Origin of the sequence: Achromobacter spanius, from assembly GCF_002966795.1 — a bacterium.
GTDB lineage: Bacteria > Pseudomonadota > Gammaproteobacteria > Burkholderiales > Burkholderiaceae_B > Achromobacter > Achromobacter spanius_D.
The window spans coordinates 4,301,245-4,325,597 of record NZ_CP023270.1; the positions used below are offsets into that span (position 1 = coordinate 4,301,245).

22 protein-coding genes are annotated in these 24,353 nt (G+C 66.2%); 7 read left to right on the forward strand and 15 right to left on the reverse strand.

Annotation, left to right across the window (positions count from 1 at the left end; genetic code table 11):
- Positions 1 to 13 precede the first annotated feature (13 nt).
- The 3 genes from CLM73_RS19390 (at position 14) to CLM73_RS19400 (ending at position 2,382) form a co-directional block, all read left to right on the forward strand.
- Complete coding sequence (locus CLM73_RS19390; protein WP_105239817.1) at positions 14 to 865, forward strand: neutral zinc metallopeptidase; 852 nt, start codon at positions 14 to 16, stop codon at positions 863 to 865.
- 219 nt (positions 866 to 1,084) lie between these two features.
- The gene (locus CLM73_RS19395) at positions 1,085 to 1,621 is read left to right on the forward strand and encodes a hypothetical protein (RefSeq protein WP_199778173.1); all 537 of its coding nucleotides are present in this window, start codon (positions 1,085 to 1,087) and stop codon (positions 1,619 to 1,621) included.
- A complete protein-coding gene (locus tag CLM73_RS19400) occupies positions 1,618 to 2,382 on the forward strand; it encodes a DUF1828 domain-containing protein (protein ID WP_105239818.1) in 765 nt (254 codons plus the stop codon). The genes CLM73_RS19395 and CLM73_RS19400 overlap by 4 nt, the downstream gene beginning before the upstream one ends.
- A 19-nt stretch (positions 2,383 to 2,401) precedes the next feature.
- Here CLM73_RS19400 and CLM73_RS19405 read toward each other — a convergent pair whose 3' ends face one another.
- The 3 genes from CLM73_RS19405 to CLM73_RS19415 all read right to left on the reverse strand — a co-directional run bounded on the left by CLM73_RS19405 (position 2,402) and on the right by CLM73_RS19415 (position 4,435).
- Positions 2,402 to 2,677 carry a hypothetical protein gene (locus tag CLM73_RS19405; protein WP_105239819.1) on the reverse strand — a complete coding sequence of 92 codons (276 nt, stop codon included), beginning with the start codon at positions 2,675 to 2,677 and terminating at the stop codon, positions 2,402 to 2,404.
- A 230-nt stretch (positions 2,678 to 2,907) separates the two neighbouring features.
- Entirely contained in the window at positions 2,908 to 3,564 is a 657-nt protein-coding gene (locus CLM73_RS19410) for an N-acetyltransferase (protein WP_105239820.1), read from the reverse strand.
- 142 nt (positions 3,565 to 3,706) lie between these two features.
- Positions 3,707 to 4,435 (reverse strand): ArsR/SmtB family transcription factor, encoded by a 729-nt coding sequence (locus tag CLM73_RS19415; protein WP_105239821.1) that lies wholly within the window; start codon positions 4,433 to 4,435, stop codon positions 3,707 to 3,709.
- Between the two features lie 81 nt (positions 4,436 to 4,516).
- Between CLM73_RS19415 and CLM73_RS19420 the strand changes: the two genes are divergently transcribed.
- Entirely contained in the window at positions 4,517 to 5,794 is a 1,278-nt protein-coding gene (locus CLM73_RS19420; protein WP_105239822.1) for an MFS transporter, read from the forward strand.
- A gap of 4 nt (positions 5,795 to 5,798) precedes the next feature.
- Here CLM73_RS19420 and CLM73_RS19425 read toward each other — a convergent pair whose 3' ends face one another.
- From CLM73_RS19425 to CLM73_RS28970, 3 genes are all read right to left on the reverse strand, one after another.
- Positions 5,799 to 6,431: an FMN-binding negative transcriptional regulator gene (locus CLM73_RS19425; protein WP_105241611.1), complete on the reverse strand. Its 633-nt coding sequence runs from the start codon at positions 6,429 to 6,431 to the stop codon at positions 5,799 to 5,801.
- Between the two features lie 137 nt (positions 6,432 to 6,568).
- On the reverse strand, positions 6,569 to 6,763 hold the full coding sequence (locus CLM73_RS19430) for a hypothetical protein (RefSeq protein ID WP_105239823.1): 195 nt from the start codon (positions 6,761 to 6,763) through the stop codon (positions 6,569 to 6,571).
- Positions 6,764 to 6,831: 68 nt separating this feature from the next.
- A complete protein-coding gene (locus CLM73_RS28970; protein WP_158685888.1) occupies positions 6,832 to 6,996 on the reverse strand; it encodes a hypothetical protein in 165 nt (54 codons plus the stop codon).
- On the opposite strand from CLM73_RS28970, the gene CLM73_RS19440 reads away from it, so the two are divergent.
- The 3 genes from CLM73_RS19440 (at position 6,995) to CLM73_RS19450 (ending at position 9,664) form a co-directional block, all read left to right on the forward strand.
- Positions 6,995 to 7,693 carry a DUF3313 domain-containing protein gene (locus tag CLM73_RS19440; RefSeq protein WP_105239825.1) on the forward strand — a complete coding sequence of 233 codons (699 nt, stop codon included), beginning with the start codon at positions 6,995 to 6,997 and terminating at the stop codon, positions 7,691 to 7,693. The genes CLM73_RS28970 and CLM73_RS19440 overlap by 2 nt on opposite strands.
- Before the next feature lie 281 nt (positions 7,694 to 7,974).
- A complete protein-coding gene (locus CLM73_RS19445) occupies positions 7,975 to 8,592 on the forward strand; it encodes a YiiX family permuted papain-like enzyme (protein WP_158685889.1) in 618 nt (205 codons plus the stop codon).
- A gap of 37 nt (positions 8,593 to 8,629) precedes the next feature.
- Complete coding sequence (locus CLM73_RS19450) at positions 8,630 to 9,664, forward strand: DUF4105 domain-containing protein (RefSeq protein ID WP_105239826.1); 1,035 nt, start codon at positions 8,630 to 8,632, stop codon at positions 9,662 to 9,664.
- Here CLM73_RS19450 and CLM73_RS19455 read toward each other — a convergent pair.
- The 9 genes from CLM73_RS19455 to CLM73_RS19495 form a co-directional block, all read right to left on the reverse strand.
- Positions 9,618 to 11,006, reverse strand: coding sequence for a metal-dependent hydrolase family protein (locus tag CLM73_RS19455; RefSeq protein ID WP_234015679.1), 1,389 nt, complete (start codon positions 11,004 to 11,006; stop codon positions 9,618 to 9,620). The genes CLM73_RS19450 and CLM73_RS19455 overlap by 47 nt on opposite strands.
- Positions 11,007 to 11,036: 30 nt before the next feature.
- Positions 11,037 to 12,857: an SLC13 family permease gene (locus tag CLM73_RS19460; RefSeq protein ID WP_105239827.1), complete on the reverse strand. Its 1,821-nt coding sequence runs from the start codon at positions 12,855 to 12,857 to the stop codon at positions 11,037 to 11,039.
- 25 nt (positions 12,858 to 12,882) lie between these two features.
- Positions 12,883 to 14,313 (reverse strand): basic amino acid/polyamine antiporter, encoded by a 1,431-nt coding sequence (locus CLM73_RS19465; protein WP_325048237.1) that lies wholly within the window; start codon positions 14,311 to 14,313, stop codon positions 12,883 to 12,885.
- An 81-nt stretch (positions 14,314 to 14,394) separates the two neighbouring features.
- Entirely contained in the window at positions 14,395 to 15,636 is a 1,242-nt protein-coding gene (gene arcA / locus CLM73_RS19470; RefSeq protein ID WP_105239829.1) for an arginine deiminase, read from the reverse strand.
- A 16-nt stretch (positions 15,637 to 15,652) separates the two neighbouring features.
- Positions 15,653 to 17,074 (reverse strand): basic amino acid/polyamine antiporter, encoded by a 1,422-nt coding sequence (locus CLM73_RS19475; protein ID WP_105239830.1) that lies wholly within the window; start codon positions 17,072 to 17,074, stop codon positions 15,653 to 15,655.
- A 73-nt stretch (positions 17,075 to 17,147) separates the two neighbouring features.
- Positions 17,148 to 18,134: an AI-2E family transporter gene (locus tag CLM73_RS19480; protein ID WP_105239831.1), complete on the reverse strand. Its 987-nt coding sequence runs from the start codon at positions 18,132 to 18,134 to the stop codon at positions 17,148 to 17,150.
- Complete coding sequence (locus tag CLM73_RS19485) at positions 18,131 to 19,621, reverse strand: alpha/beta hydrolase (protein ID WP_199778174.1); 1,491 nt, start codon at positions 19,619 to 19,621, stop codon at positions 18,131 to 18,133. The genes CLM73_RS19480 and CLM73_RS19485 overlap by 4 nt, the downstream gene beginning before the upstream one ends.
- Entirely contained in the window at positions 19,618 to 21,159 is a 1,542-nt protein-coding gene (locus tag CLM73_RS19490; protein ID WP_105239832.1) for an efflux transporter outer membrane subunit, read from the reverse strand. The genes CLM73_RS19485 and CLM73_RS19490 overlap by 4 nt, the downstream gene beginning before the upstream one ends.
- A complete protein-coding gene (locus CLM73_RS19495) occupies positions 21,156 to 24,350 on the reverse strand; it encodes a multidrug efflux RND transporter permease subunit (protein WP_234015680.1) in 3,195 nt (1,064 codons plus the stop codon). Before CLM73_RS19495 ends, CLM73_RS19490 begins: the two co-directional genes overlap by 4 nt.
- Positions 24,351 to 24,353 lie beyond the last annotated feature (3 nt).

The following is a 24,353-nucleotide window of genomic DNA, read 5'->3' on the forward strand; positions in this document are numbered from 1 at the left end:
CCGGAGAACGAACATGCGCCTTGGAAATTCGCGCCAGAGCAACAATGTGGAAGACCGCCGTTCTGGCGGCCCGCGAATCGGGGGCCGCGGCACCATCGGCATAGGCACGATAGTACTTGCCCTTGTCGCAATGTACTTCGGTGTTGATCCCCGCGTGGTCCTGGATATGGCCGAAGGCCCGGCGGTGCAGCAGCAAGCGCCCGCGACGGCTCCCCCGGCCAACGATCCGCAGGCCGTTTTCGTGTCCAAGGTGCTGGGCGAAACCGAGGATGTGTGGAACACCATCTTCCAAAAGGAACTGAACCGCCAGTACGTCGAGCCCAAGCTGGTGCTCTTTCGCGGCGCCACGCCCACGGCTTGCGGCACCGGGCAATCGGCCATGGGGCCGTTCTACTGCCCGGGCGACAGCAAGGTCTATATAGACCTGTCGTTCTTTGACGAACTGCAGAACCGGTTCAAGGCGCCCGGCGATTTCGCGCAGGCGTATGTGATCGCACATGAAGTCGGCCATCATGTGCAGCACCTGCTGGGCATTTCGGACCAGGTGGATCAACTGCGCCGCCGGAACCCTTCGCAGGCCAATGCGCTGTCGGTGCGCCTGGAACTGCAAGCGGATTGCTTTGCCGGCCTATGGGCGCAGCGCGCGGATGCGGCGCGCAACATCCTCGAAGGCGGCGACGTCGAGGAAGCGCTGGCAGCGGCCACGGCCATCGGCGATGACCGGCTGCAGAAGCAGAGCCAGGGGTATGTCGTGCCCGATGCCTTCACGCACGGCAGCTCGGCGCAGCGCGTGCGCTGGTTCAAGCGCGGCCTGGAAAGCGGCAGCATCAAGCAGTGCGACACGTTTGGCGCGACGTCGCTCTGATCCGGCCCGTTCTGGTTGGAGGCCTGCGCTGGCCAGCACAGGCGCTGCTGCTTGAACTGTATATCCATACAGCCAACTGACCCCGGCCGTCTTCATCTTGTAAGATTACGCCCCCTCGCAATGCTGCGCGCGCGTGTTTCTCTTTCCGCGGCGCGGCGGGCGCAGCGCTTGCCCCTCGCAGGTTTGCCCGCGCGCCCCCAAGACCCTTTATCTGTTTCCATGGCCAACAAGTTCGAACCGCTAATCACCGTTGATGAGGTGCAAGAGATTCTTGCCGAACCCAAGGAAACCGCGAAGCCGATCCTCTGGATCCCGAAGCCGGCCGCGGGCAGCCCGCAGTGGATGGAGTTCAGCAGCCCCTGCAAGATCAAGGGCGACGTGCGTGAGGACGTGATTTTTCGCGTCATGTACCGTGGCGCCCGCACGGCCGTGCACGGACAGGCCACCATCTTTCTGACCGAGGCGTTCTGTGCCAGCCTGTTCGTAGGTCCGCACCGGGTGTACGGCGTCGACACCGACGACTCGTTTCACACCAGCCTGGTCGGCGCGGACCGGCCGCAGTACCGCAAGCCGCTGGCCGACCGCAGCCATGAGCACATCTGGGTCGAGGAAGGCGAAGGCTATGCCGAGCCCGTCGTGCCCGCGCTGGACACCATCGCGGCGCTGATGCAGTATTTCCTGCCGCGAGCGAACCTGACGCTGGCCGGCGGCTTTGCGCATCCCCTCAAAGGCCGCCAAATCGAACTGATCCTATGAGCAATTTTCTGGAAGCCTCCGGCTGGACCGTCCTGCCGGCGGGCGAATTCGCCATCCGCGCCGTGTCGCCCATGACGCTGGGCCTTGATGGGCAGCATGCCGCCTTCTTCATCGCGCATCCCGACGAGTCGTCGTTCTACCTGACCGACGCCTGTGAGACCGCGATGCACGCGTCGAGCTTCGGCATCGACGTGGCAGCCAAGCGCATCGACATCCTGAACGAGACGCCGGGCGTCACCCTTGCCCACTTCGACCGGTCGGGCGCCATCGTGGCGTCGGGTCCGAACGAGCAGTTGCAGGAAGCGTTGTGGGACGCGGTCAAGCTGGCAATGGCGCTGTCGTTTCAATGCGCCAAGTGGATGCCGCGTTTCAGCCAACTGCGCTTCCGCGCCCAGGTGGGACGCGCGCTGGCCGAAGGCGTGGGCGTGAACCGCATGGTCAAGGGCGCGCGCGCCAAGGGCAGCAGCGGTCACACGGCGGACTTCGCGTATGCGGTGCGCGCGGCGGGCAGCACCGCCCTGACTTACATCGAACCGATTGCCTTGAAGGCCGGCAAGAAGATGGACTGGACGCAGGTCTATCAGACCCACGGCAAGATGTCGGACGTAAAGATGGCCGATGCGCGCAACTCGCGCATGGTGATTCTGGAAGACGGCGCGTCGGCCGAAGAATTCAAGAAAGCCGTGACGATTCTGGAGCAGTCCGCCACCGTGCAGACGCTGGCCAAGACTCGCGACTGGCGTGAGGTGTTTTCGTCCTAGCCGTCACGGCTGCAGGGAGTCAGGAAGGCAGATTGGTCAGGCCGTCCACGATCTCGCGGCCATGCACGATGGCTGCGTGGACGGCCTCGCGTGGGCTGTAGACAAAGCCACCCCCGGCAAATTGCGGTACGGGATATTCGTCGCCGCCTTCAAGGATGGAGCCTGCCTGCACGACCATCACCGATGCGATGAAGACGGGGCCACTGGCTTGCGCCGGAACTTCGATAGCGCCGCTGCCCCGGGAGACCTTGGCCGTGAGGCGGTATCCCTTGTAGATCAAGTTGTTCTGATGCACTTCGGTAGTCCTCTATCTGCCGTCGAGCATACTCCGTGATTTGATGACACTTCGGATAAGTTTTGTAACTCAAGCAGAAACTGGAAACACTGTTGCGCTGCCGCAAGCGCGTCCCCGTTTCTCAAATGCTGGGAATCAAAACCGCATTTCCGCCGAAAGGTAATGCTGACGCGGCTTGCGGGGCGGCACCGCTTGCGATCGATGCCGCATCGGACGCGGTTTCCGGGGGATTACCCTAGGGCCTGTTGCGAAAGCGCATCCTGGGACAGTTTCATCCCTGTAGCACACCTGTAATCGTCCAGCTGCCAGCCCCGGCCCAGCAGAAACATGCGGGTGTGCAGGTCTTCGCGCACCGTCGCACTGACCGTCGGCCCCAGATACGTGAGCTGCTTGCAACGCAGGTCCACGAAACCCAGCGGATAGTCGCGCGCCAGCCCCATCCACAGGCGATGCGCGCCGACCGATTGACGCGCGCCGCTGAGGATGCACAGCCCCGCATCCAGCGCCCAGCGGTACACCGCCGTCGCCAGCCCCATGCCCTGGTATGGCGCCGCATATTTCGAATGCGGGGCACGCACATAGGGATCGGCGCGCCGTCCCACCTCGATCAGGCGGTTGAAGACCGTATAGCCCGCCACCCGGCCGCGCCGCACGTCCACCACATACATGTAATACTCGCCGTCGGCCTCGCGGTAGCGAAGCACGATGCCGGGGATGTCGGTCTTGACCTCCGGCAATCCATGCAGACGGTCCATCGGACGATTCATGCGGTTGTGGATGGCATCGAGTTCCTTGTCGACCTCTTGGGGACTATGGTTAACGTCGATGCGCAGTTCCGTCACGATCGACATGACGTGACGGAACGCGTGCAGGGCCAGCGTAGGCAAGGCCACCTCCTGTGCAGGGTTGAAGAGTTGTCCGCGCGGGACGGGAAGACGTAAAAAAAGCCGCATCCGCGGCTTGAAAGCTTGTGTGCGGGTACACCGCCGGTTGGGGCGGTAAGGATCGGGCGAGGCGAGAAGGAAGCGATCAGGCTGCTGCATGCGCGTCCCTTTGTGGTGCGGGCTGATCGCCGGCAAGGCCGAAGAAGGCCGGAAACTGGCGTTCGCCCTTGGCCGTGATGCGCAGCGCGCGCGAGTCCAGATCCTTGCTGATCCAGCCGCGGGCCAAGAGCGCATCGAGCAGCGCCGCGCCCAGCGCGCCGCCCAGATGCGATCGGCGCTCGCTCCAGTCGAGGCATGCGCAGGCGAAGCGGCGGCGGCGCTGACGCGCGTGAGCGGCATCCACGCCCACCTGCGCGAGCGAAGCCTCGCCCAGCGGCGTCAGCAGGTAATCGCGGCCGTCCGGCTGCAACCAGTGCCGGGCCAGCATCGCGTCATGGATTCGCACGGCCAGCGTGCCGGCCATGTGGTCGTAGCAGGTGCGGCTGTCGCGCAGCGCGGAAGGCGTGGTCGGCTTGAATGGCGAGCGCTCGGCGCCGGCCATCACCAGCAGGGCTTCCAACGCGTGGCCGACTTCGCCGCTGGCCAGCCGGTAGTAGCGATGCTTGCCCTGCACGGCCATCTCGACCAGGCCCTGATCGCGCAGGCGCTGGAAATGGCTGCTGGCCGTGGACGCGCCGATGTCGGCGGCCGCGGCCAGTTCCGTGGCGGTGCGCGCGCGGCCGTCCAGCAGCACGCACAGCATGCGGGCGCGCGCGGGGTCGGCGATGGCGCCCGCGACGGCGGACAGGTTGATGTCGGCGAACTCGGAATCCATGATTCGGGATGGACCAAAGTGTTGTGTGTAGGGCGTAAGCATACTTCGCCTCAACGAAACCGACATCAGCCCTGTCCTGCCATGACCGCCTCCCCTTCATTTTTCGGCTGGAAAGTCCTTTGCGCCACTTTCGTGCTTGCCGTTTTCGGCTGGGGCGTGGGCTTTTACGGGCCGCCGGTATTCCTGCACGCCGTCGTCCAGCGCACCGGCTGGAGCGTCGGACTGGTGTCGGGCGCGGTCACGCTGCATTTTCTGGCGGGCACGCTGGTGGTGGCCAATCTGCCGCGCTTATACCGGCGCATCGGCGTCGCCCGCACGACTGCCGGCGGCGCCGCGCTGCTGGCGCTGGGCGTGGCGGGATGGGCGGCGGCGCAGGCGCCGTGGCAGCTTTATGCCGCCGCAGTGTTAAGCGGAATGGGCTGGGTGACGCTGGGCGCCGCCGCCGTCAACGCGCTGATCGCCCCCTGGTTCGTCCGCCGGCGCCCCGCCCCCCTGGGCATGGCATACAACGGCGCCAGCGTGGGCGGCATCGTCTTTTCGCCGCTGTGGGTGTTCCTGATCGCGCAGGCCGGCTTCGCGCAGGCAGCGCTGTGGATCGGCGTGACGATGGTCGCCGTTATTGCCGTGCTGTCGCACAAGGTGTTCAAGGTCACCCCGCAGCAGCTCGGCCAGGCGCCGGACGGCGATCCGTCGGGCGGCGATCCGTCGGGCAAAGCGTCGTCCGGCCAACCTTTAAGCGCCGCGCCGCCCGCACCCGCGCTTGCGGCCAAGCTGCGCCACGACCGGGCATTCGTGACGCTGGCCGCCGGCATGGCGCTGGGGCTCTTCGCCCAGATCGGTTTGATCGCGCACCTGCTGTCGCTGCTGGCGCCGCTATTGGGCGCGCAGACGGCAGGCTTGGCGATGGGGCTGGCGACGGCCAGCGCCATCGCGGGCCGCTCGCTCGTCGGCTGGCTGATGCCGCCGGGGGCCGACCGCCGCAAGATCGCCTGCGTGGCGTATGCCGTGCAGATTGCCGGGTCGCTGGTGCTGATGCTGGCCGCCAACCACCCGTGGGCGGTGTGGGCGGGCGTCGTGCTGTTCGGGTCGGGTATCGGCAACGCCACGTCGCTGCCGCCCCTGATCGCGCAGACGGAATTCGCCCGCGAGCAGGCGGCGCGCGTGGTGCCGCTGATCGTCGCGCTGTCGCAAGGCGCTTACGCCTTTGCGCCCGCAGCATTCGGCGCGCTGCGTTCACTGCTGCAGCCGTCCGGGTTGGCGCTGCCCGGCTTTCTGTTGGCGGCTGCCCTGCTGCAAGCCGCCGCCATCGCGTGCTTTGCGGCCGGCCGTGGCGCGCACGCGAAGCGCGGCGTGCGCTGATCCGTCAGGCGTTGCCGCCGCGCCGTGCGACCAGACCGGCCATGACCGCATCGCCGCGTTCGCTGACCAGGCCTTCGGCCACGCCCTCGCGATCCGCCGCGTTGCGGTTCTGGCTGACCTTCCACTTGCCTTCGATGCGCGCAATGGGAATCTCGATGCCGACAATGGCGCGCATCTGCGCCGCAATGAAGTCGGCCGGCGCCTCGTCCACGCGCCACGGCTGGACGCGCGCTTTCTCCTGGCTGTTGGTCAGCGCCTCGAGCTGGGCGCGCAGCCAGGCCGGATCGTCCTGGATCACCGGCGTGCCCCACACGTGCACGGCCACGAAGTTCCAGGTCGGCACGACCTTGTGCGTTTCCGCCTTGGTCGCATACCAGGACGGCGTGATGTAGGCCTGCGCGCCATGAAAGGCCACCAGACATTCGCGCCCCGCGGCCAGCTCGGCAAGCTGCGGGTTGGCGCGCGCCACGTGCAGGCGCAGGACGCCGTGCGGGCCGTCGGGATAGAGCAGACAGGGGATGTGATTGGCCATCAGCCCGCCCTCTCCGCTGGTGAAGACGACCCCTAGCGGGTGGGCGCGGATGAACTCGTGCTGGATGTCCAGCGAATCTTCGCGGAAGGCGGACGGCAGATACATGATGGCGGCGCGGGCAAAAGGGTAGGAAAGCGACAACATACCGCGCGCGTGGCACTACTGAAAGAGCCACACAATCAGCCTTTCATGGAGCCATGCCCATGGCGCGCCGCCAGACGCCGGGTCATGCCATTTGGGCGCTAACGTCGGGATCGCCCATAGGCGGCATTCATGCGCTCGCGAGCCTCGGTTTCATGCGCGAAGGCGCGGTCGTAGTTTTCCAGGCAACCAGGCGTGGGATTCGGCCACTGAATCGCGGCGATTGCATCAGTCAGTTCGTCACGTGCCCGCTGCCATTCCTTGACCGCGGCATACCATTCGTTGGCGGTGTCCATAGATGTCTCCCCCCTTCTATGTGCACCCGCTCATCGTAGCGCTGGCCGGGGCCGGTACGACAGCGTTTTCACATGGCCAGAAGGATGATGTGGCGGCCGCGCCCCACCGCTTTCCGTATTTGAAAAATTGCCTTGCCATCGCGCGGTTCGGGCAGATAATGCCCAGCATGGATCGCGCCGGTTTTGCGCCTGCCTTTACGCGGGCGCCGTTTTTCTGACAAGGGAAAAGCCATGAAGCCCAACCTCGCACTGCGCGCGGCCTGCTGCGCGCTCATCGGACTGGCCGGCTGCACCAATCTGCCCAAGGCCCAGGACTATTCCACCGCGCTGGGCGAACCGCAAAGCCAGCTTCAGCAGGACCCGAACTGGAGCGGCGGCCGCATCTGGGTACGGCCGGGTCCGCCGATCGGCAGCCAGTTCGACAAAAAGCTGCTCCTGGAAGACGTGACCTATATCCCGGGCGACCGGCCGGACGAACTGGACTTCCGGGACGACGCCCAGATGCGCCAGCGCGTGCTGGCCTACATGAACGCCGCCCTGCGCCGGGAGTTCACGCAGGCCGGTTATCAACTGATATCCGCGCCCGCGCCGCGTTCGGTGCGGCTGCGCGCCGCCATTACCGGCACCTTCCGCAACGACCGCGATCCGCGGCCAGGCGAGTACGTGCCGATCGGTTATGTGCTGGGCCAGACCGCCAAGGCCGCAGGCCTGCGCGACCAATCGGCGCGGCTGCTGATCGAAGCCTCTGCGCGCGATGCCACCACCAATCAATTGCTGATCGCGTCGTTGGGCGCGGTCACGGGCAGCAACCTGCCGGAAAACCGCAAGCCAACCGCGGCTGACGTGCAAGGCGCCATCGACGATTGGGCGCGCCGCGTCCGTGAGCAATTTGACCGCATCTGGGTCTCGGAAATACCTAAGACCAAATGACGCGCGGCGGACATTTTTCGCCTTCATATCACGATGTGATGAATATTGACGTCAACCCTCACTTACCCAGGGCCGCCGGCTAATGCTACTGTTCCGCCTGTGCAAGGAGTACATGCAATGGATCAGAAAACGAAGCCCTGGGCATTTCCCAAACCCCACCCTGAAAACACGCCTCGCGGCGAACGCAACAAACAAGAGTTCGACACGCCGCCCAAGGAAGAAAAACCCGCGCCCAAGCCTCGCGCAAAAAAGCAGACACCTGCGACCGGACGGGCTCGCCCGTGAGGCTTGCGGCAAAGGTCTGTACGGCCGCGCTGACGGCGCTATCTGCGCTGTCCATGGCCGCCGCCGCAGCGCCCGACATCCAGACGGGCGACATGGTGTTCCAGCAGTCCCGGTCGGCGCAAAGCCTGGCCATCCAGCAGGCCACGCACTCGCCCTACAGCCACATGGGCATGATCGTGACGCGCCAAGGCAAGCCCTACGTGCTTGAGGCCGCCGCACGCGTCAGCTACACCCCCCTCTCCCAATGGGCCGCGCAAGGCGAGCGCGGCCATTACGTGGTCAAGCGGCTGCGCGACACGTCGCTGCTGACGCCTGACGTACGCGATCGGCTGGCGAAGGCCGGCGCCGCCTACGTCGGCAAGCCGTACGATCTGGTGTTCGCCTGGTCGGACGATCAGATCTACTGCTCCGAACTGGTGTGGAAGATCTATCAGCGCGTGCTGGACGTGAAGGTAGGCGCGCTGGCGCCGCTGAAGAGCTTCGATCTCGCATCGCCGGCCGTGCAGACCAAGATGCGGGAACGCTACGGCAAGAACATCCCGTGGGAAGAACCCATCATCTCCCCGGCCGCCATGTTCGAATCCGACCAGCTGGTCACGGTAGGAACCTTCTGATCGCAGTGCGCGGCGCTACCGCCGTACAAGGAGCGCAATGGCAGTTTCCATCCTGTTGGGCATCGCCATTGCGCTGGAAACAAGCTGGGGTGCGCTGGCATTGTGGATCCGCGCGCCGCTTTCATCGGTATGGAAGCGGGTCGTGGTGCTGGCATGGGTGCTGTTGGCGTTGGCCGCCATCGCCGGACTGGCGTGGCCGCGCTGGTGGCCGGGCCTGGTGCTGCATGGCGCGGCGTTGGCCATTCTGCTGGTGTGGTGGCTGCGCATCCGTCCGTCCAACAACCGCCCCTGGATTGCCGAGGTCGCCCGCCAAACCCGTGGCGACGTCGATGGCAGCACCGTCACGCTGCACAACGTGCGCAACTTCGATTGGCGTTCGCGCACCGACTTTACGCCCCGCTGGGAAACCCGCCGTTATGCGCTGGACTCGCTGCAATCGGTGGACGTCGCCCTGTCGTACTGGGGCCATCCAGCCATCGCCCACGCGCTAGTGTCGTTCGGCTTCGGCAACGACGATCACGTGGTGTTCTCGGTGGAAATCCGCCGCAAGCAGGGCGACCGGTTTTCGGAGATCGGCGGCTTCTTCAAGCAGTACGAACTGAGCGTGATCGCCGCGACCGAAGCAGACTGCCTGCGCGTGCGCACGAACGTCCGGGGCGAAGACGGCTACCTGTACCGCATCCACATGCCCAAGGGCGCGCCGCGCGAACTCTTTCTTGCCTACGTGCACGCCGCCAACCGGCTGCGCACCACGCCCCGCTTCTATCACACGCTGACCGCCAACTGCACGTCGATCGTGTTCCAGATGGCGCGGCGCATCGTGCCGGGATTGCCGATGGACTACCGCCAGCTGTTGTCGGGCTACCTGCCGGAATATCTGTACAAGCTCAATGCGCTGCGCGGGGCGGACAGCGCCGGCGAATACCGGCGCCGGGGCCGCTACACGGACCGCGCCCGCGCCACCGCCGATCCCGCCGGCTACTCGCGCAGCATCCGGCGCGGCGTGCCGGGCATCGACCAGGCACTCAGCGGGCCGGCACCGCATCTTTGTAGATCACCCCGTCCTTCATGATGACCAGGAAGTTCTTGTCCGGATCGCCGATCAGCTTGATGTCCTGAATCGGGTCGCCATCGACCAGCAGCAGGTCGGCCAGCGCGCCTTCGCGCACGACGCCCAGGTCGCCGCGATAGGGATTGCGCTTGCCTGACAGTTTCAGCAGCTCCGCGTTCGTGCCGGTTGCCATGATGAGCGTCTGCGCGGGGGTGTACCACCGCGTCAGGCTCGCCAGGATCCTGCCCTGCTGCTCGGCCAGCTGGCTTGAAAACAGGATGTCCGTGCCGAACGCGGTCTTGAGCTTGTGCTTGATCGCCAACTGGTAGGTGCGATCGGTGCCGGCAAAGACCTCCTGCGCCTTTTGCCATTGGTCCGAGCCGCGCGGAAAGGCGTCGGCCAGTTCGTCCGGAAAGGGTTGCGTGCTCAGCCATACGCCGGAACGGGCCATCAACTGCGCCGTTTCCTCGTCCATCATGCTGCCGTGCTCGATGCTCTGCACCCCCGCCTTGATGGCGCGCTGGATAGCCGTGGGCGTGTAGGCGTGCACCGCCACGTAGGTGCCCCAGTCCGTCGCGGCGTCCACAGCCGCGCGCAGTTCCGGTTCGGTGAACGTCACGACATCCAGCGGGCTGTGCGGCGACGACACGCCGCCGCCGCCGGTCAGCTTGATCTGCGTCGCGCCCTGCATGAGCTGTTCGCGCGTGCGCAGGCGCACTTCGTCGGGGCTGTCGGCGATGGTGCTGTCGCCCGCCAGGTCGTGCCGCGACGCCGGCGCGCCCAGGGTGCGCGGCAGGTCCGCCATCGAGCGGAAATCGCCATGCCCGCTGGTCACACTGATCATCGCGCCTGACGGGTAGATGCGCGGCCCCGGGATCACGCCCTGGTCGACTGCCAGTTTCAGACTGAAGGCCGAGCCGCCCAGGTCGCGCACCGTGGTGAAGCCCCGCATCAGCGTCTTTTTCGCCTCCACGCCCGCGACGATGTTGAGATACGTGGGGTCCTGCGTCATCGCCACCGCAATCGGCACGCCCACGAACATGCTGTGCCAGTGCATGTCGATCAGCCCCGGCATCAGCGTGCGGCCGCCGCCGTCGATGACGCGCGCGCCGTCAGCGGCAATCTTGTCCCTGGACACTTTCTCGATGACGTTGCCGTGGACCAGCACGCTGCTCGCAGGGCTCAGGTCGCCCGACAGGCCATCGAAGATGCGCACGTTCTCAAACAGGATCCGCGAATCCGGCGCGGCCTGCGCGGTCGGCGGCGGCGCATCCGGCGCCGCGGGCAGGCCATGGGAATGCGCCAGCGAAGCGCCAAGCATCAGCGATGCGGCCGTGATTGCAATGCCAGTCCTGACAGACATGATCGAACCTCTGAATGGGGTCATCCGCCCTCAGGACGGAAACAGAATTGGAATCAGCGTCACGCTGACCACCAGGGAAAACAAGGCCAATGGCGTTCCGATCTTCAGGTAATCGGCAAACCCGAAGCCGCCGGCCACGCTGACCAGCGCATTGGAGGGCGTGGACACCGGCGACATGAACGCCGCGGACGACGCGATGGCCACCGTCATCGCAAACGCATAGGGCGAGGCGTGCAGGCTTTCGGCGATGCTGATCGCAACGGGGCCCATCAGCACGGCCGTGGCCGTTCCCGACACCACCACGCCCAGCGTCACCGTCGCCACGAAAACAAGCGCCAACTGCCCGTAGATGCCCCAATCGCCCGAATAGTGCAGCAGGAACTGCGCGGCGAGATCCACGCCGCCGCTGCGCTTGAGCGCCAACGCAAACGGCAGCATGCCCACGATCAGTATCAGCGCCCGCCAATTGATGGACCGGTACGCCACGTCCAGCGTCACGCAGCCGAAAAGGCCCATCATCAGGGCGCCGATCAGCCCCGCCATCACGTTGGGCACCCAGTCGGTCAGCATCAGGAACACTACCGTCGCCAGCGAGAACAGCGCGTGGATGGCGCGGTTTTGGACCGGCACCAGCGAATCGGCCTCAACCGGCATCGCCAGGCTGACCAGATCGTGCTCTTCCGCCTGCAGGGAAAAAATGCCCGCCCACGGCCCCACCACCAGCAGCGTGTCGCCCACGCGCATCTTCACGTCCGGCAGGTCGCGCTTGGCCTCCTTGCCGCGCCACAGCCCGACGACAAACAGCCCATGCCTCGCCAGCACCACGGAGTCGCGCGCATTCGCGCCGACCAGGCGCGATTCCGACGGGATGATGACCTCGACCATGCCCACGTCGCGGGCCTGGTCCGTGAAGTACACGCCGGACATCGCCAGCCGCTTCAGGTGATGCCGTCCGCAGAAGCCGTCGATATCGAAGCCCTCTGAATCCATGTCGAGCAGAAGGATGTCGCCCGCCTCCAGCACGTCGTCCGCCGTCGGGCGCATGACGGCCCGCGCAAACCGCGTGTTGCGCTCGATCGCGATGACGAACGCCGCCTTGCCGAGTTCGCCCGCCCACAGCCCGAGCTGGCGCCCCACGAGGTCGGAGTCGTCCTGCACCACCAAGCGGCATGCCCGATTTTGCAGAGAATACTTGGTGGCCCAATCGCCCAAGCTGGGCCGGTTCAACGCGCGCGGCCCCTGCCCGGCGTCGATCAGCTTGCGCGCAAACAGCATGTAGGCAATGCCGCCCGCCAGCACGACGACGCCAATCGGCGTGAAGTCGAAGAAGCCGAATCCCTCATAGCCCGCGTAGCCCAGCGCGCTGTTGAGCACCAGGTTGGGCGTGGTCGCCACCAGCGTCAGCATGCCGCTGATGGCCGCCGCCGTGCCCATGGGCATCAAGATCCGTCGGGCGGCCATGCCGGACTTGCGCGCGATCCGCAGCACGATGGGAATGAAGATGGCGACCACGGCCGTGGAGCTCATCACGGCGCCCATCGACCCCACCGCCCCCATCACCAGCAGCACCAGCCAGCCCTCGCTCTTGCCGCCGTGCCGCAGCAGCAGATCGCCCACGGCCTGCGCGACGCCGGTGCGGACCAACCCCTCGCCGACCACGAAGAGGCATGCGATCAGGATGATGGCGGGATTCGAAAAGCCGTCCAGCGCCTCGCGGTAGGTCACCGTGCCGCTCAGCGGCAGCAGCAGCATGACCAGCAGCGCCACGGCGTCCGAACGGGGCCGCCCGATGACGAACAGCACGACCGCCGCGCAAAGGATGGTGAGGACAATCGCCAGTTCGCTGCTCATTGCCGTGCTGCCCTTGTCCTGTCGGTTAGAACGCCGTGCTGCCCGTGCTGATCGCCCACACGCCGATGCCGCAGGACACCAGCACGATCAGCAGGATCGGCCACTCGTACGGGGCGAAGATGTTGCCCCGCTGCTCCCGGCGCGAAATCAGAAAGAGGATGGTGCCGGGCGCGTAGATGACGCACGACAGGACGAAATACCGGAAGCCGCCCGCATACACCAGTCCGGCCGCATAGACCGTGGCCGCTACCGCCAGCCCCAGCTCGATCTTGCGCCGCCGGCTCCAGCCGTCATAGGTTTCGCCGCGCAGCGCCAGCATCAGGCCGAACGCCGCCACGAAGAAGTACGGAATCAGGCTCATCGAACTGGCCATGTTCTTCAGGAGCACGAAGGTGTCCTCGGTGAAGAGCGTGACGATCAGAAAGAGCTGCACGATGCCATTGCTGAGCCACAGCGCCGCCGCGGGCACGCCATGACGGTTCTCGCGCGCCAGGACCGACGGCATGATGCCCGCGCCCGCCGCGGCGCGCAGCACTTCCGCAGCCAGCAGAATCCACGCCAGGTAGGCGCCCGCCACCGACACCATCAGCCCCACGCTGACCAGCATGCTGCCCCACGGCCCAACCACCGCCCGCAGCACACCCGCCATCGACGGATTGCGCAGCGACGCCAGTTCCGCGCGCGGCAGCACCCCATACGACAGCATCGTCACCAGCACCAGCAGCGCCAGCACCAGCAGGAATCCCACGATGGTGGCCACCGCCACGTCCTCGCGCCGCTTGGCGTAACGGGAATAGACGCTGGCGCCCTCCACCCCCAGGAACACGAACACCGTGACGAGCATCGTGTTGCGCACCTGCTCGAAGAGATTGCCCTTGCCCTCGCCGCTGAGCCCTTCGGCGATGTTGGCGCGCAGCACGTCCAGGTCCACGGCAAACGCGGCGAAGGCGATGAAGATGGCAATGGGCACCACCTTGGCGATGGTGACGATCGTGTTCATGCCCGCGGCCTGCCGGATGCCCCGCAGGATCAGGAAATGGGTTGACCACAGCAGCACCGACGACACCAGCACGGCCGACACGGTATCGCCGTCGCCGAAGAACGGCAGCACGGCGCCCAGCGTCCCCTTGAAGATGACGAAGTAACTGACGTTGCCCAGGCAGGCGGCCGTCCAATAGCCCAGCGCCGCCAAAAAACCCAGGTACAGCCCGAATCCGGCCTTGGCATACGCGAAGATGCCCGCGTCCAGATCGGGGCGCCGGCGCGACAGGAACTGGAAGACCATGGCCAGCGTCAACATGCCCGTGCCGGCAATGGCCCAGGCGACCAGGCCGCCCACCGGCCCGGTATTGCGCGCAAAGACGCTGGGCAGCGAAAAGATCCCCGCCCCCACCATCGACCCCACCACCATGGCGGCCAGCGCCATGCGAGAAAGTTTGGCAGTTTCCCCGCTCACGATCTTCTCCTGAAAGCGATCCGGTGGTTACGCGCCGGCGCGGCCGCCCCCCGCCGGGACGGCCGCGCGCGGGCGTGCCCGCTACGCGGGATCCCGCAAGATCGGGCACGTCATGCAGTGCCCGCCGCCGCGGCCCCGGCCGAGTTCGGCTCCGACAAAGGTGATGACCTCGACACCCGCCTTGCGCAGCAGCGTGTTGGTGTAGACGTTGCGGTCATACGCCAGCACGACCCCGGGCGAGATGCAGACCAGGTTGGCGCCGCTGTCCCACTGCGTGCGTTCGCGCACATAGGCGTTGCCGCCGGTCTCGACGACGCGCATCTTCTTGACGCCTAGCGCCTCGCCGATCACGTCCACCAGCGACCCCTTGTCCTTGTGCAGCTCCAGCGACCCCGGGGCGCTGCCCGGCCGGTACGAAAAGGCCTGGACGTTTTTGACGATGTCCGGGTACATCAGCACGCAATCGCGGTCCGCGAAGGTCAGCACGGTATCCAGGTGCATGGCCGCGCGCAGTTTGGGCATGGCCGCCACGATCACCCGGTCCGCCGCCTCTTTCGCAAACAGGCTGGACGCCAGCTGGCTGATGGCCTGGCGCGACGTGCGTTCGCTCATACCGATCATCACCGTGCGGTTGCCGATGGGCATGACATCGCCCCCTTCCAGCGTCGCGAGCCCGTGATCGGCCGTGGGATCGCCCCACCAGACGTTCACCTTGCCGGCAAAGCGCGGATGGAACTTGTAGATCGACGACGTGAGGATCGTCTCTTCGTGCCGCGCGGGCCAATACAGCGGATTGAGCGTGACGCCGCCGTAGATCCAGCAAGTGGTGTCGCGCGTGTACAGCGTGTTGGGCAGCGGCGGCAGCAGGTATTCCGTGACGCCGGCGGCCTCCTTGATGAGCATGAGCTGTTCGCCGCCGATCGACTCGGGGAATTCCTCGGTCGACAGCCCGCCGATCAGGGTCTCGGCCAGCTTGCGCGCCGGCAGGCCGTCCAGGTAGCTGCGGATCTCGTCCAGCAGGCCCAGGCCCACCTGGTTCGCCACGACCTGGTTGTCCAGGATCCACTTCTTCGCTTCGGGTATCGCGACCGTTTCGGCCAGCAGGTTGTGCATTTCCACGACGTCCACGCCGCGGTCCCGCATTTTCGTCATGAAGTCGAAATGGTCGCGCTTCGCGTTGTCGACCCACATGACATCGTCAAACAGCAGTTGATCGCAATTGGTCGGCGTCAATCTTTCGTGGGCGCGTCCCGGCGCGCAGACCATCACCGTGCGCAATTGCCCAACTTCTGAATGGACTCCAAATTCCTCGGTATCAGCCATGACTAGCTCCCAGACGTTAGATGGCAATCCAGCCGTAGATGAGGCCGACGATGGCGGCCACGGCTCCGACGCATGCCACGATGAAAACGACCAACTCCCAACCGGTGAAGAATTTCCGGCCCTGCTCGCGCCGGGCCCAGAAGTACAGGACCGACCCGGGCGCATACAACAGCGCCGACAGCAGCAGGAACTTCAGGCCGCCGGCGAAGATCATGAAGAGGGTGTAGACGGCCGCGATGCTGGCAAGCGTCAGATCGCGCTTCTGGTCCTTGCCGCCGACATAGGTCTCGCCGCGCTTGGCGAGCTGCCAGCCAAATCCCGCCACCAGCAGATAGGGAATCAGCGACATCGCGCTGGTCAGGCTCAGCATCAGCGAGAAGGCGTCGCGCGACCAGTACGTGCTGATGACGAAGAGCTGCACGATGATGTTGGTCACCCACAGCGCCACGACCGGCACGCCATTCTTGTTTTCGCGGGCGAATGCGCGCGGCATGTCTTCGTTCTTGGAGGCCGCATGCATCACTTCCGCGCAGATCAGCGACCAGGCCAGGTACGCGCCCAGCACCGAGATCAAGAGGCCCACGCTGACGAACACCGCGCCCCACGGCCCGACGACAGACTCCAGCACCCCGGCCATGGACGGCTGGCGCAGCGCGGCGATGTCGCTCTGTTGCATGGCGGCATACGGCAGCAGCGAGACCAGCACCATCAGCAGCAGCGCCGTCACAAAGCCGATCAGCGTGGCCACCCCCACGTGCGAACGCTGGGACGCAAAGCGCGAATACACGCTGGCGCCCTCGATGCCGAGAAAGACGAAGACGGTCACCAGCATGGTTCGCCGCACCTGCTCGAACAGGCCGTAGCCGCTCATCTCGCCCCAGAAATTGATGCGGAAGAGGTCAAGCTTGAACGCCACGAACAGCACGATGATGAACACCACGATCGGGATGATCTTGGCTACCGTCACCACGGCGTTGATGAACGCCGCCTGCTGCACCCCGCGCAGGATCATGAAGTGGAACAGCCAGATCCCCACGGACGCCACGGCGATGGCGATGACCGTGTTGCCGTCGCCGAAGATGGGAAAGAAGGCGCCCAGCGTGGATTTGATCAGCACCCAGTACGACACGTTGCCGATGCAGCTGCCGATCCAGTAGCCGAACGCGGATAGAAAGCCGAGGTAGTCGCCAAACCCGGCCTTGGCGTAGGCGAAGACGCCTGCGTCAAGGTCGGGCTTGCGCTCGGCCAGCGACTGGAACACGCGCGCCAGCGTGTACATGCCCGCGCCCGCGATGATCCACGCGATGACGGCCCCGACCACGCCCGTCGCGCCGCCAAAGGTTCTGGGCAGCGAAAAGATCCCGGCGCCGATCATCGACCCTACCACCATGCCCGTCAGGGCAAGCAATCCTAGCTTCTTGGGAGTACTGCTTTCCATCATGCACCTCCAATAGTGAGCAAAGACGTGAGCAGGTCGGCCGCCTTCCCGGATGCTGCCCCGGGCAGGCGGCTCAGCCGCGCGTGACGCGCAGACTGCGGCCGGCGCCGTACACCGTGGTCATCGTGATAAGAAGGGGCACGCCGATGAACGTACCCGGTATGCCCCACACCAACCCCCAGAAAAACACCGCAAACATCACCATCAGCGGCGACAGCGAAAACGCGCTTCCGGCAAGCCGAGGCTCCAGATAGCAGCCGTAGACGATCTGGATGCAGTTCAAGACGACGAGCACCAGAATGCTCGTCTGCAGCGATCCGTATTGCACGAACGCGAAGAACGCCGGAAAAACTGTCGCCACCAGCGGTCCGAGAAACGGGATGTAATTCAGCAGGAACGCCAGCCCGCCCCAGGCGGTCGCCAGTTCCAGCCCGGCGTAGATCGCAAACAGCCAGACCGTCACCCCGGTCAGCACGCTGGCGACGGTGCGTATCACCATGTACCAGCGCAGCTTGGTGGCAACCTCGCGCGCAATCGCGCTCCATCGCTGCGCCCGCGCCTCGCCCAGCAGACGGGTCAGCCGGCCCGGGGCCTCGTCCAGCTCGAACAACCCGAGCGCAATGAAGACGAAGGCGATGAAGATCATGCCCAGCATGCTGTTGATCCGCAGCGCCACCTCCTGGATCGCCCGGACCAGCCACGACACGTTGAAGCTGTCCTGGAACATCTGGATCGCCATCGCGCCATGCGGATGCAGCGTTTCGGTCTCCAGCGTGAACAGCCGCTGAAAGCGCGCGGCGTTGGCAATGACCCACTGCGCCACCAGGCTGAAGCCCCACGCCGCCAGCGACAGGAACACCACCGAGACGACCAGCGTCACCACCAGCACCAGAATCGCGGCCAGCGGCGCGGGCATCTTTCGGCCCAGGTACTGGCGCAGCGGCGCAACCAGGCAGATCACAAACAGCGCGAATGTCAGCGGGATGAACACCGGGCTGGCCAGGTACAAAAGACCCAGCAGCAGGATGGCGAAAATGCCGGACAGTGCGAAGGCCATCATCTTGGTATCACCCCATCAACGCGTTTGACCAGATAGGCATAGAACGGATTGGAGGTCAGCCGGGTCAGCGTATCCATGCCGATCACGAAAGCCCCGACCTCGCCGCGCATGGACATCGCGCCCAGGCTGATGCCGAATTCCTCGATGTTGTCCGGATGCGTGCCGTACAGCGCGTCGTCGGTCGGGAACGGCAGCGCCACGTGCGACAGCGAATAGACCTCGCGCGGGTAGTCCATGCCGATGGCGCGCTCCACGACCGCGGTGGCGTTCGGTTCGATGACGCGCTCGATCATCGCGCTGGACGTGGGGCTGGCGTTGGTGACGAGCGTTAGGCGGTAGTTGCGCTTTTCGCCGGGCAACGTGCCCGCCAACTGCCACGCCACGCCGCGGCGGAACAGCGGCCCGAGCTTGGTGGCGCGGTTCAGGTCGAACAGCACCAGGTCGCTGCCGTTGGCGGGCAGGCGCGCGTACAGGGCGTTGATCAGGGCGCGCGTGCTGACCGTGAAGTCCAGTACCGAATGGAATGTGATGATGGGCGGCAGCCGCTCCAGGCCGCCGGATCGCTGCTGCGCGACCAGCCGGTCCTGCAGCGTCTGCGTCAGCTCGAAGGACTGGCGGGCCGCATGGACCGGGAACGAGTTGTACTTGAAAGGGTTGAACTCCGGCACGATGCTGAGCCATGCCGCCTTCGCGAATGCGGGCAGGATCGCGGGCAGCCCGGCCACGCCCGCAAAGCGCGCGAACGACGTGATGCCGACCATCGGCGAGAGCAGCACCAGGCGGTCGGGCTTGTCCAGCTTGGGGTTGTCCAGCGCGTCCAGCGTGTGCATCAGCGCCAGCGCCCCGCCGTTGGAAAAACCCACCATATGCAGCGGCTTGGGCGCGGGCACGCGGCGGCGCGCTTCGCGGACCGCCAGGCGCGTTGCCGCCGCCCAGTCCTCCCAGTGCGCGTCCGTCAGGCCGCCCGGCACCGTGCCGTGGCCCGGCATCCGGATGGCGATCGCCACGTAGCCGACGGATTGGTAATGCGCGGCGACGTGACGCAGGCTGTAGGGCGAATCCGTCAGGCCATGCAGCAGCACGGCCACGCCCCGGGGTTCGCCGGGCGGCGTCAGCACGAACGAGCGATTCCAGTCGTGCGCGAAGTGTTCGGGATACACCTTGGCGTCCGCGAAATAGCGGTTGCTGTCCACCTTGTCCTCGGGCAGCAGCTTGTCGCCCACGTTCTGCCTGACCAGCGTGAAGAGCGCGTCCTCGTGCGCCAGGTAGTCGTCCCAGGTGCTTCGGTCCAGGCGTTCGGCGTCGAGTTCTTGCGGCACATACGTGTGCCAGGCGGCGAGCGGCGGGCCCTGCTGGATGTCGTAAAGGCGCACGCCCATGAGTGTCACGACGACCAGCACGGCAAGGCCGACGATGATGAACACGGCCTTGCGCAACCGGCGCCACCACGGTCGCTGGCCGGTGCTGACGGGCTTGCCGGCGTTCACTGCGCGGCTCCCACGCCGGGCGGCGGAACGGGGGCCAGGGTCGCCGGCGTCTCAACAGCCGGCACCTCAACAGCCGGCGCCCCCGTGCCTGGCGGCGATCCCGCCATCACCACCACCGGCTGCTCATCCCCGCCTCCCAGCGCCACATAGAGCGACACGCCGTTCTGAAGCTGCGAGGCCCGCAGCGTCAGCATCTGCTGCTCCGCGTTGAACAAACCACGCCGGGCGTCGACGACTTCCAGGTAGATCGAGATGCCGTTCATGTAGCGCAGCTCGGCGGTCTCGGCCAGCCGGCGCTGCGCCTGGATCGCCGTTTCCTGCGCGGTCACCTGTTCCTGGAAGCGCTTGCGGTTCTCCAGCGCGGTCGCCACTTCGCTGAACGCCGTCTGCACCGTCTTGCGGTAGTTGGCGATCAGCTCGTCTCGCTGCGCCGTCGCCAGGTCCACCGCTGCCCGCCGCTGCCCGTAATCGAAGATCGGCCACCCGATCCCCGCGCCGATGTTCCAGATCTGGCTGGGCGAAGAAAACAGGTCGGACAGCTCGGTGGACGCATAGCCCAGCGAACCGGTCAGCGCGATGCGCGGAAACAGGGCCGCGCGCGCGGCGCCGATGTTGGCATTGGCGCTGCGCAGGCGGTTCTCCGCTTGGCGGATGTCGGGTCTGACGATCAACAGCGACGACGGCAGGCCAGGGCTCAGCGCGTCGAACTGCCCCGCCGCCTCGATGGGCTGGCCGCCGGTCATCTCCCGCTGCAGGTCTTCGCCCACCAGCACCCACAACCGGTTCCAGTGCGCCGCCGTGGCCCGCTGCCATTCGGCAAGCTGGGTCTGCGCCTGCGTCAGCAGGATGGCCGACTGCTCAAAGTCCACCAGCGACGTCACACCGGCGTCCAGCCGGTCCTTCGCGACGCCCAGCGCATAGCTGCGCGTCTCCACCGTGCGCTGCGCCAGCGCGATGCCCTCTTCTCCGGCCCGGGCGTCGTAATAGGTCGAGGCCACGTTCGCGATCAGCGACAGACGGAAGGCACGCCGACCTTCCACCGTCGCCAGATACTGCTGCAACGCCGACGCGGTCATGTTGCGCACGCGTCCCCAGAAATCCAGCTCGAAGGACGAGACCATCACCTGGGCGCTGAACTGGTTGAACTGCACCGTCTGCCGCGAGCTCGCCAGCGCGGGGTCCAGCACGGCAAGCGGCTGCTGGTTGCGCGACGCGGCCGCGCCGGCGTCCAGTTGCGGCAACTGGTTGGCGCGCTCGATGCGGTAGAAGGCACGGGCCTGTTCAATCCGCGCCGTCGCGGCGGCCAGATCCTGGTTCAGTTCCAGCGACCGGGCGATCAGGCGCTTGAGCTGCGCATCGCCAAAGAACTGCTCCCACGTCACGTCCTGCGCCGCCACGGCGTCCGGCGGGATCTCGCCCGGAAACACCGCAGGCGTCGCGACTTCTGGCTGGCGGTGTTCCGGCGCGAAGTTGCAGGCGGACAGCCCCCCGCCCACGAGCGCAACGAGTGCCACGATGGCAATGCGCGCCGGTCTCATGGGTTTTCTCCCCGCTCTTCGGCCTTGGCCGGGACGCCCGCAGTTGGCTTGTCATTATCAGCGGGCTTGTCCTTATTCTTGCGCGGCCCCGACCAGCGCCGCGCAACCATGTAGAACAGCGGCGTGAAGAACACGCCAAACAGCGTGGCGGTCAACATGCTGCCCATCACGCTGGTGCCCACCGCCTGCCGGCTGGCCGCGCCCGCGCCGGTGGCCAGCACCAGCGGCAGCATGCCCAGCACGAAGGTGATGCTGGTCATGATGATGGGGCGCAGGCGCTGCCGGGCGGCATCGACCACGGCCTCCTTGCGGTCGCGCCCTTCCAGTTCCTCTTTCAGCGCGAACTCCACGATCAGGATGCCGTTCTTGGCGGCCAGGCCGATGATCGTGACCAGCCCGATATTGAAATAGATGTCCGCCGACATGCCCCGCCCCAGCGTGAACGCGGCCGCGCCCAGAATGCCGAACGGCAGGATGAGCAGCACGGACACCGGCACCGACCAGCTCTCGTACAGCGCCGACAGCAGCAGAAACACCACGATCAGCGACAGGCCCAGCAGCAGCGCCACCTGATTGCCCGCCTGCCGCTCCTCGTACGCCGTGCCGGTCCATTCGTAAGTGATGCCTTGCGGCAGGACGCGTCCGGCAATCGCCTCCATCTCGGCCAGCGCCACGCCGCTGGAGCGGCCGGCGGCGGCCTCGCCGGAGATCGTGATCGACGGAAAGCCGTTGTAGCGTTCCAGCTGCTGCGGGCCGTCGATCCAGCGCATCCGCGAAAACGCCGAGAACGGCACCATCTCGCCCCGGTTGTTCGGCAGCTGCAAGGCGGCAATGTCCTGCGGCTGCATGCGCTGATCGGCCTCGGCCTGGATGAACACCCGCTGCACCGAGCCGTCATGCAGGAAGTCGTTGACGTAGTTCGACCCGAACGCCAGCGTCAGCGCCTGATTGACCTGCGCGACCTGCAGGCCCAGTGCGCGCGCATGCACCCGGTCGATCTCGACATACAGCCGCGGCCCCGGCGGCATGCCGTCCAGCCGCACGCCGGTCAGCACGGGGCTGGCCGCGGCGGCCGCGATCATTGCCGCGCCGGTGGCGGCCAGCCCCGCGCCGCCCTGCGCCGTGCGGTCCTGCACCTTCATCGAAAACCCCGACGCGTTGCCCATCGACGGAATGGGCGGCGGATTCAGCGCAAAGATCATCGCCTGCGGAATCGAGCGGAAGGCAAGATTGCTGCGCCCGACCAGCGCATCGACCGCCTGGCCGCGCTCCGTGCGCTCGCTCCACGGGTGCAGGTCCACGAACGACAGCGCGGCCGTCTGGCCCTGGCCGAAGAAGTTGAACCCGACCACCGACGCCACGTTGCGCACGGCCGGCAACTGGCGAAGCTGGCTTTCGGCCTGCTGCACGGCGGCCTCGGTCTGGTCGGCCGTGGTGCCGGGCGCGCCGGTGTACGACACGAAGAAATAGCCCTGGTCTTCCAGCGGCAGGTAGCCGCCCGGCAGGCGCGAAAACAAAAAGACCGTCAGACCACAAACGCCCAGAAAGATCAGCATCCAGCGCAGCGGCCGCAGCAGCATGTGTTCCACCGCCCGCACATACTGGCGCGTCATCGCGTCAAAGCCGCCGTTGAACTTGTCAAATACCCACTGCTTGCCCTTCGAAATCCTGCCCTTGGGCGGCGCGCCGTCCGGCAGCTTGAGCAGCGTGGCGCACAACGCGGCGCCCAGCGACAGCGCCAGCACGGTCGACACGACGATCGCCACCGACAGCGTGATGGAGAACTGACGGTAGATCGCGCCGCTGGAGCCCGGGAACATCGCCATCGGCACGAACACCGCCACCAGCACCAGCGTGCTGGCGATGATCGGTCCCCACACCTGGCCGACCGCCTTGCGCGTGGCCTCGGGCGCCGAGATTTTTTCGTCCTGCATGATGCGGGCGACGTTTTCCGACACCACGATGGCGTCGTCGTTCAGCACCCCGATCGCCACCACCATGCCAAAGAGCGACAACAGGTTGATGGACGCGCCAAACAGGAACAGGCCCGCGCAGGTGCCGATCAGCGCGATCGGCACGATCAGCGTGGGGATCAGCGTGCTGCGCCAGCTTTGCAGGAACAGGAACACCATCGCCGTGACCAGCAGCAGCGCCTCGACCATGGTGACCAACACCGAACTGATGGACGTGGTGATGAAGGGCGTGGTGTCGAACGGCACGGTCCAGCCAACGCCGACCGGGAACACGGGCTCCAGCTCCGCCATGCGCTGCCGCACCTGCCGCGCAACGTCCAGCGCGTTGGCGTCGTTGGCAAGCTGGATGGCAATGCCGGCGGCCTCCTTGCCGTTGACGCTGAGCCGGAAGTTGTAGCTTTCGTTGCCCAGCTCCACCCGCGCCACGTCGCCCAGCCGCACCAGCGAGCCATCGTTGTTGACCCGCAGGATGACCTGACGGAACTGCTCGGGCGTGGAAAAGCGGCTCTGCGCCACGATCTGCGCGTTGAAGTCCGCGCCGCGCGCCAGCGGCAGATCGCCCAGCGACCCGCCGATCGTTTGCGCGTTCTGCTCCTGCACCGCGCGCATCGCGTCGCTGGCCGACATCTGAAAGCTCGCCAGCTTGCGTTCGTCCAACCAGATCCGCATGGCGTACGACGAGCCGAACAGCTGCACGTCGCCCACCCCGCGGATGCGGCGCAATTCGTTGAGGATGTTGTTGGACGCGAAGTTGCCCATCTCGACGGCGCTAACGTTGCCGCTTTCCGATTGCAGCGCCAGCAGCATCAGGAACCCGGACGACGCCTTGGTCACCGCCACGCCAAGCTGGCGGACTTCCTGCGGCAATCGGGGCTCGACCCGGCTCAGGCGGTCCTGCACCTGGCTGCGCGCCACATCCAGGTCGGTGCCCGGCTGCAGCGTCACGGTGATCTGCGACGTGCCGTTGGCGCGGCTGACCGACGCCATGTACAGGAAGTTGTCGACCCCGTTCATCTCCTCCTCGATGATGGAGGTGACCGTGCGGTCGATGGTGGTCGTGTCGGCGCCCCTGAAGGTCGCCTGGATCGTGATCGACGGCGGCGCGATGTTCGGGTACTGCTCCACCGGCAGCAGCACCACCGAAATCAGCCCGAACAGCAACAGGAACAACGCCACCACCCAGGCGAATACCGGCCGCAAGACGAAGAATGAGCCCATGAC

Excerpts from the sequence above, each read along its gene's own strand:
- CLM73_RS19420 (WP_105239822.1), top strand. The coding sequence starts at position 4,517 with ATGACCGCCTCCCCTTCATTTTTCGGCTGGAAAGTCCTTTGCGCCACT.
- CLM73_RS19455 (WP_234015679.1), bottom strand. The coding sequence starts at position 11,006 with ATGTCTGTCAGGACTGGCATTGCAATCACGGCCGCATCGCTGATGCTT.
- CLM73_RS28970 (WP_158685888.1), bottom strand. The coding sequence starts at position 6,996 with ATGGCTTTTCCCTTGTCAGAAAAACGGCGCCCGCGTAAAGGCAGGCGC.
- CLM73_RS19480 (WP_105239831.1), bottom strand. The coding sequence starts at position 18,134 with ATGATGGCCTTCGCACTGTCCGGCATTTTCGCCATCCTGCTGCTGGGT.
- CLM73_RS19440 (WP_105239825.1), top strand. The coding sequence starts at position 6,995 with ATGAAGCCCAACCTCGCACTGCGCGCGGCCTGCTGCGCGCTCATCGGA.
- CLM73_RS19450 (WP_105239826.1), top strand. The coding sequence starts at position 8,630 with ATGGCAGTTTCCATCCTGTTGGGCATCGCCATTGCGCTGGAAACAAGC.
- CLM73_RS19430 (WP_105239823.1), bottom strand. The coding sequence starts at position 6,763 with ATGGACACCGCCAACGAATGGTATGCCGCGGTCAAGGAATGGCAGCGG.
- CLM73_RS19400 (WP_105239818.1), top strand. The coding sequence starts at position 1,618 with ATGAGCAATTTTCTGGAAGCCTCCGGCTGGACCGTCCTGCCGGCGGGC.
- CLM73_RS19460 (WP_105239827.1), bottom strand. The coding sequence starts at position 12,857 with ATGAGCAGCGAACTGGCGATTGTCCTCACCATCCTTTGCGCGGCGGTC.
- CLM73_RS19415 (WP_105239821.1), bottom strand. The coding sequence starts at position 4,435 with ATGGATTCCGAGTTCGCCGACATCAACCTGTCCGCCGTCGCGGGCGCC.
- arcA (WP_105239829.1), bottom strand. The coding sequence starts at position 15,636 with ATGGCTGATACCGAGGAATTTGGAGTCCATTCAGAAGTTGGGCAATTG.
- CLM73_RS19490 (WP_105239832.1), bottom strand. The coding sequence starts at position 21,159 with ATGAGACCGGCGCGCATTGCCATCGTGGCACTCGTTGCGCTCGTGGGC.
- CLM73_RS19395 (WP_199778173.1), top strand. The coding sequence starts at position 1,085 with ATGGCCAACAAGTTCGAACCGCTAATCACCGTTGATGAGGTGCAAGAG.
- CLM73_RS19475 (WP_105239830.1), bottom strand. The coding sequence starts at position 17,074 with ATGGAAAGCAGTACTCCCAAGAAGCTAGGATTGCTTGCCCTGACGGGC.
- CLM73_RS19390 (WP_105239817.1), top strand. The coding sequence starts at position 14 with ATGCGCCTTGGAAATTCGCGCCAGAGCAACAATGTGGAAGACCGCCGT.
- CLM73_RS19425 (WP_105241611.1), bottom strand. The coding sequence starts at position 6,431 with ATGTATCTGCCGTCCGCCTTCCGCGAAGATTCGCTGGACATCCAGCAC.
- CLM73_RS19495 (WP_234015680.1), bottom strand. The coding sequence starts at position 24,350 with ATGGGCTCATTCTTCGTCTTGCGGCCGGTATTCGCCTGGGTGGTGGCG.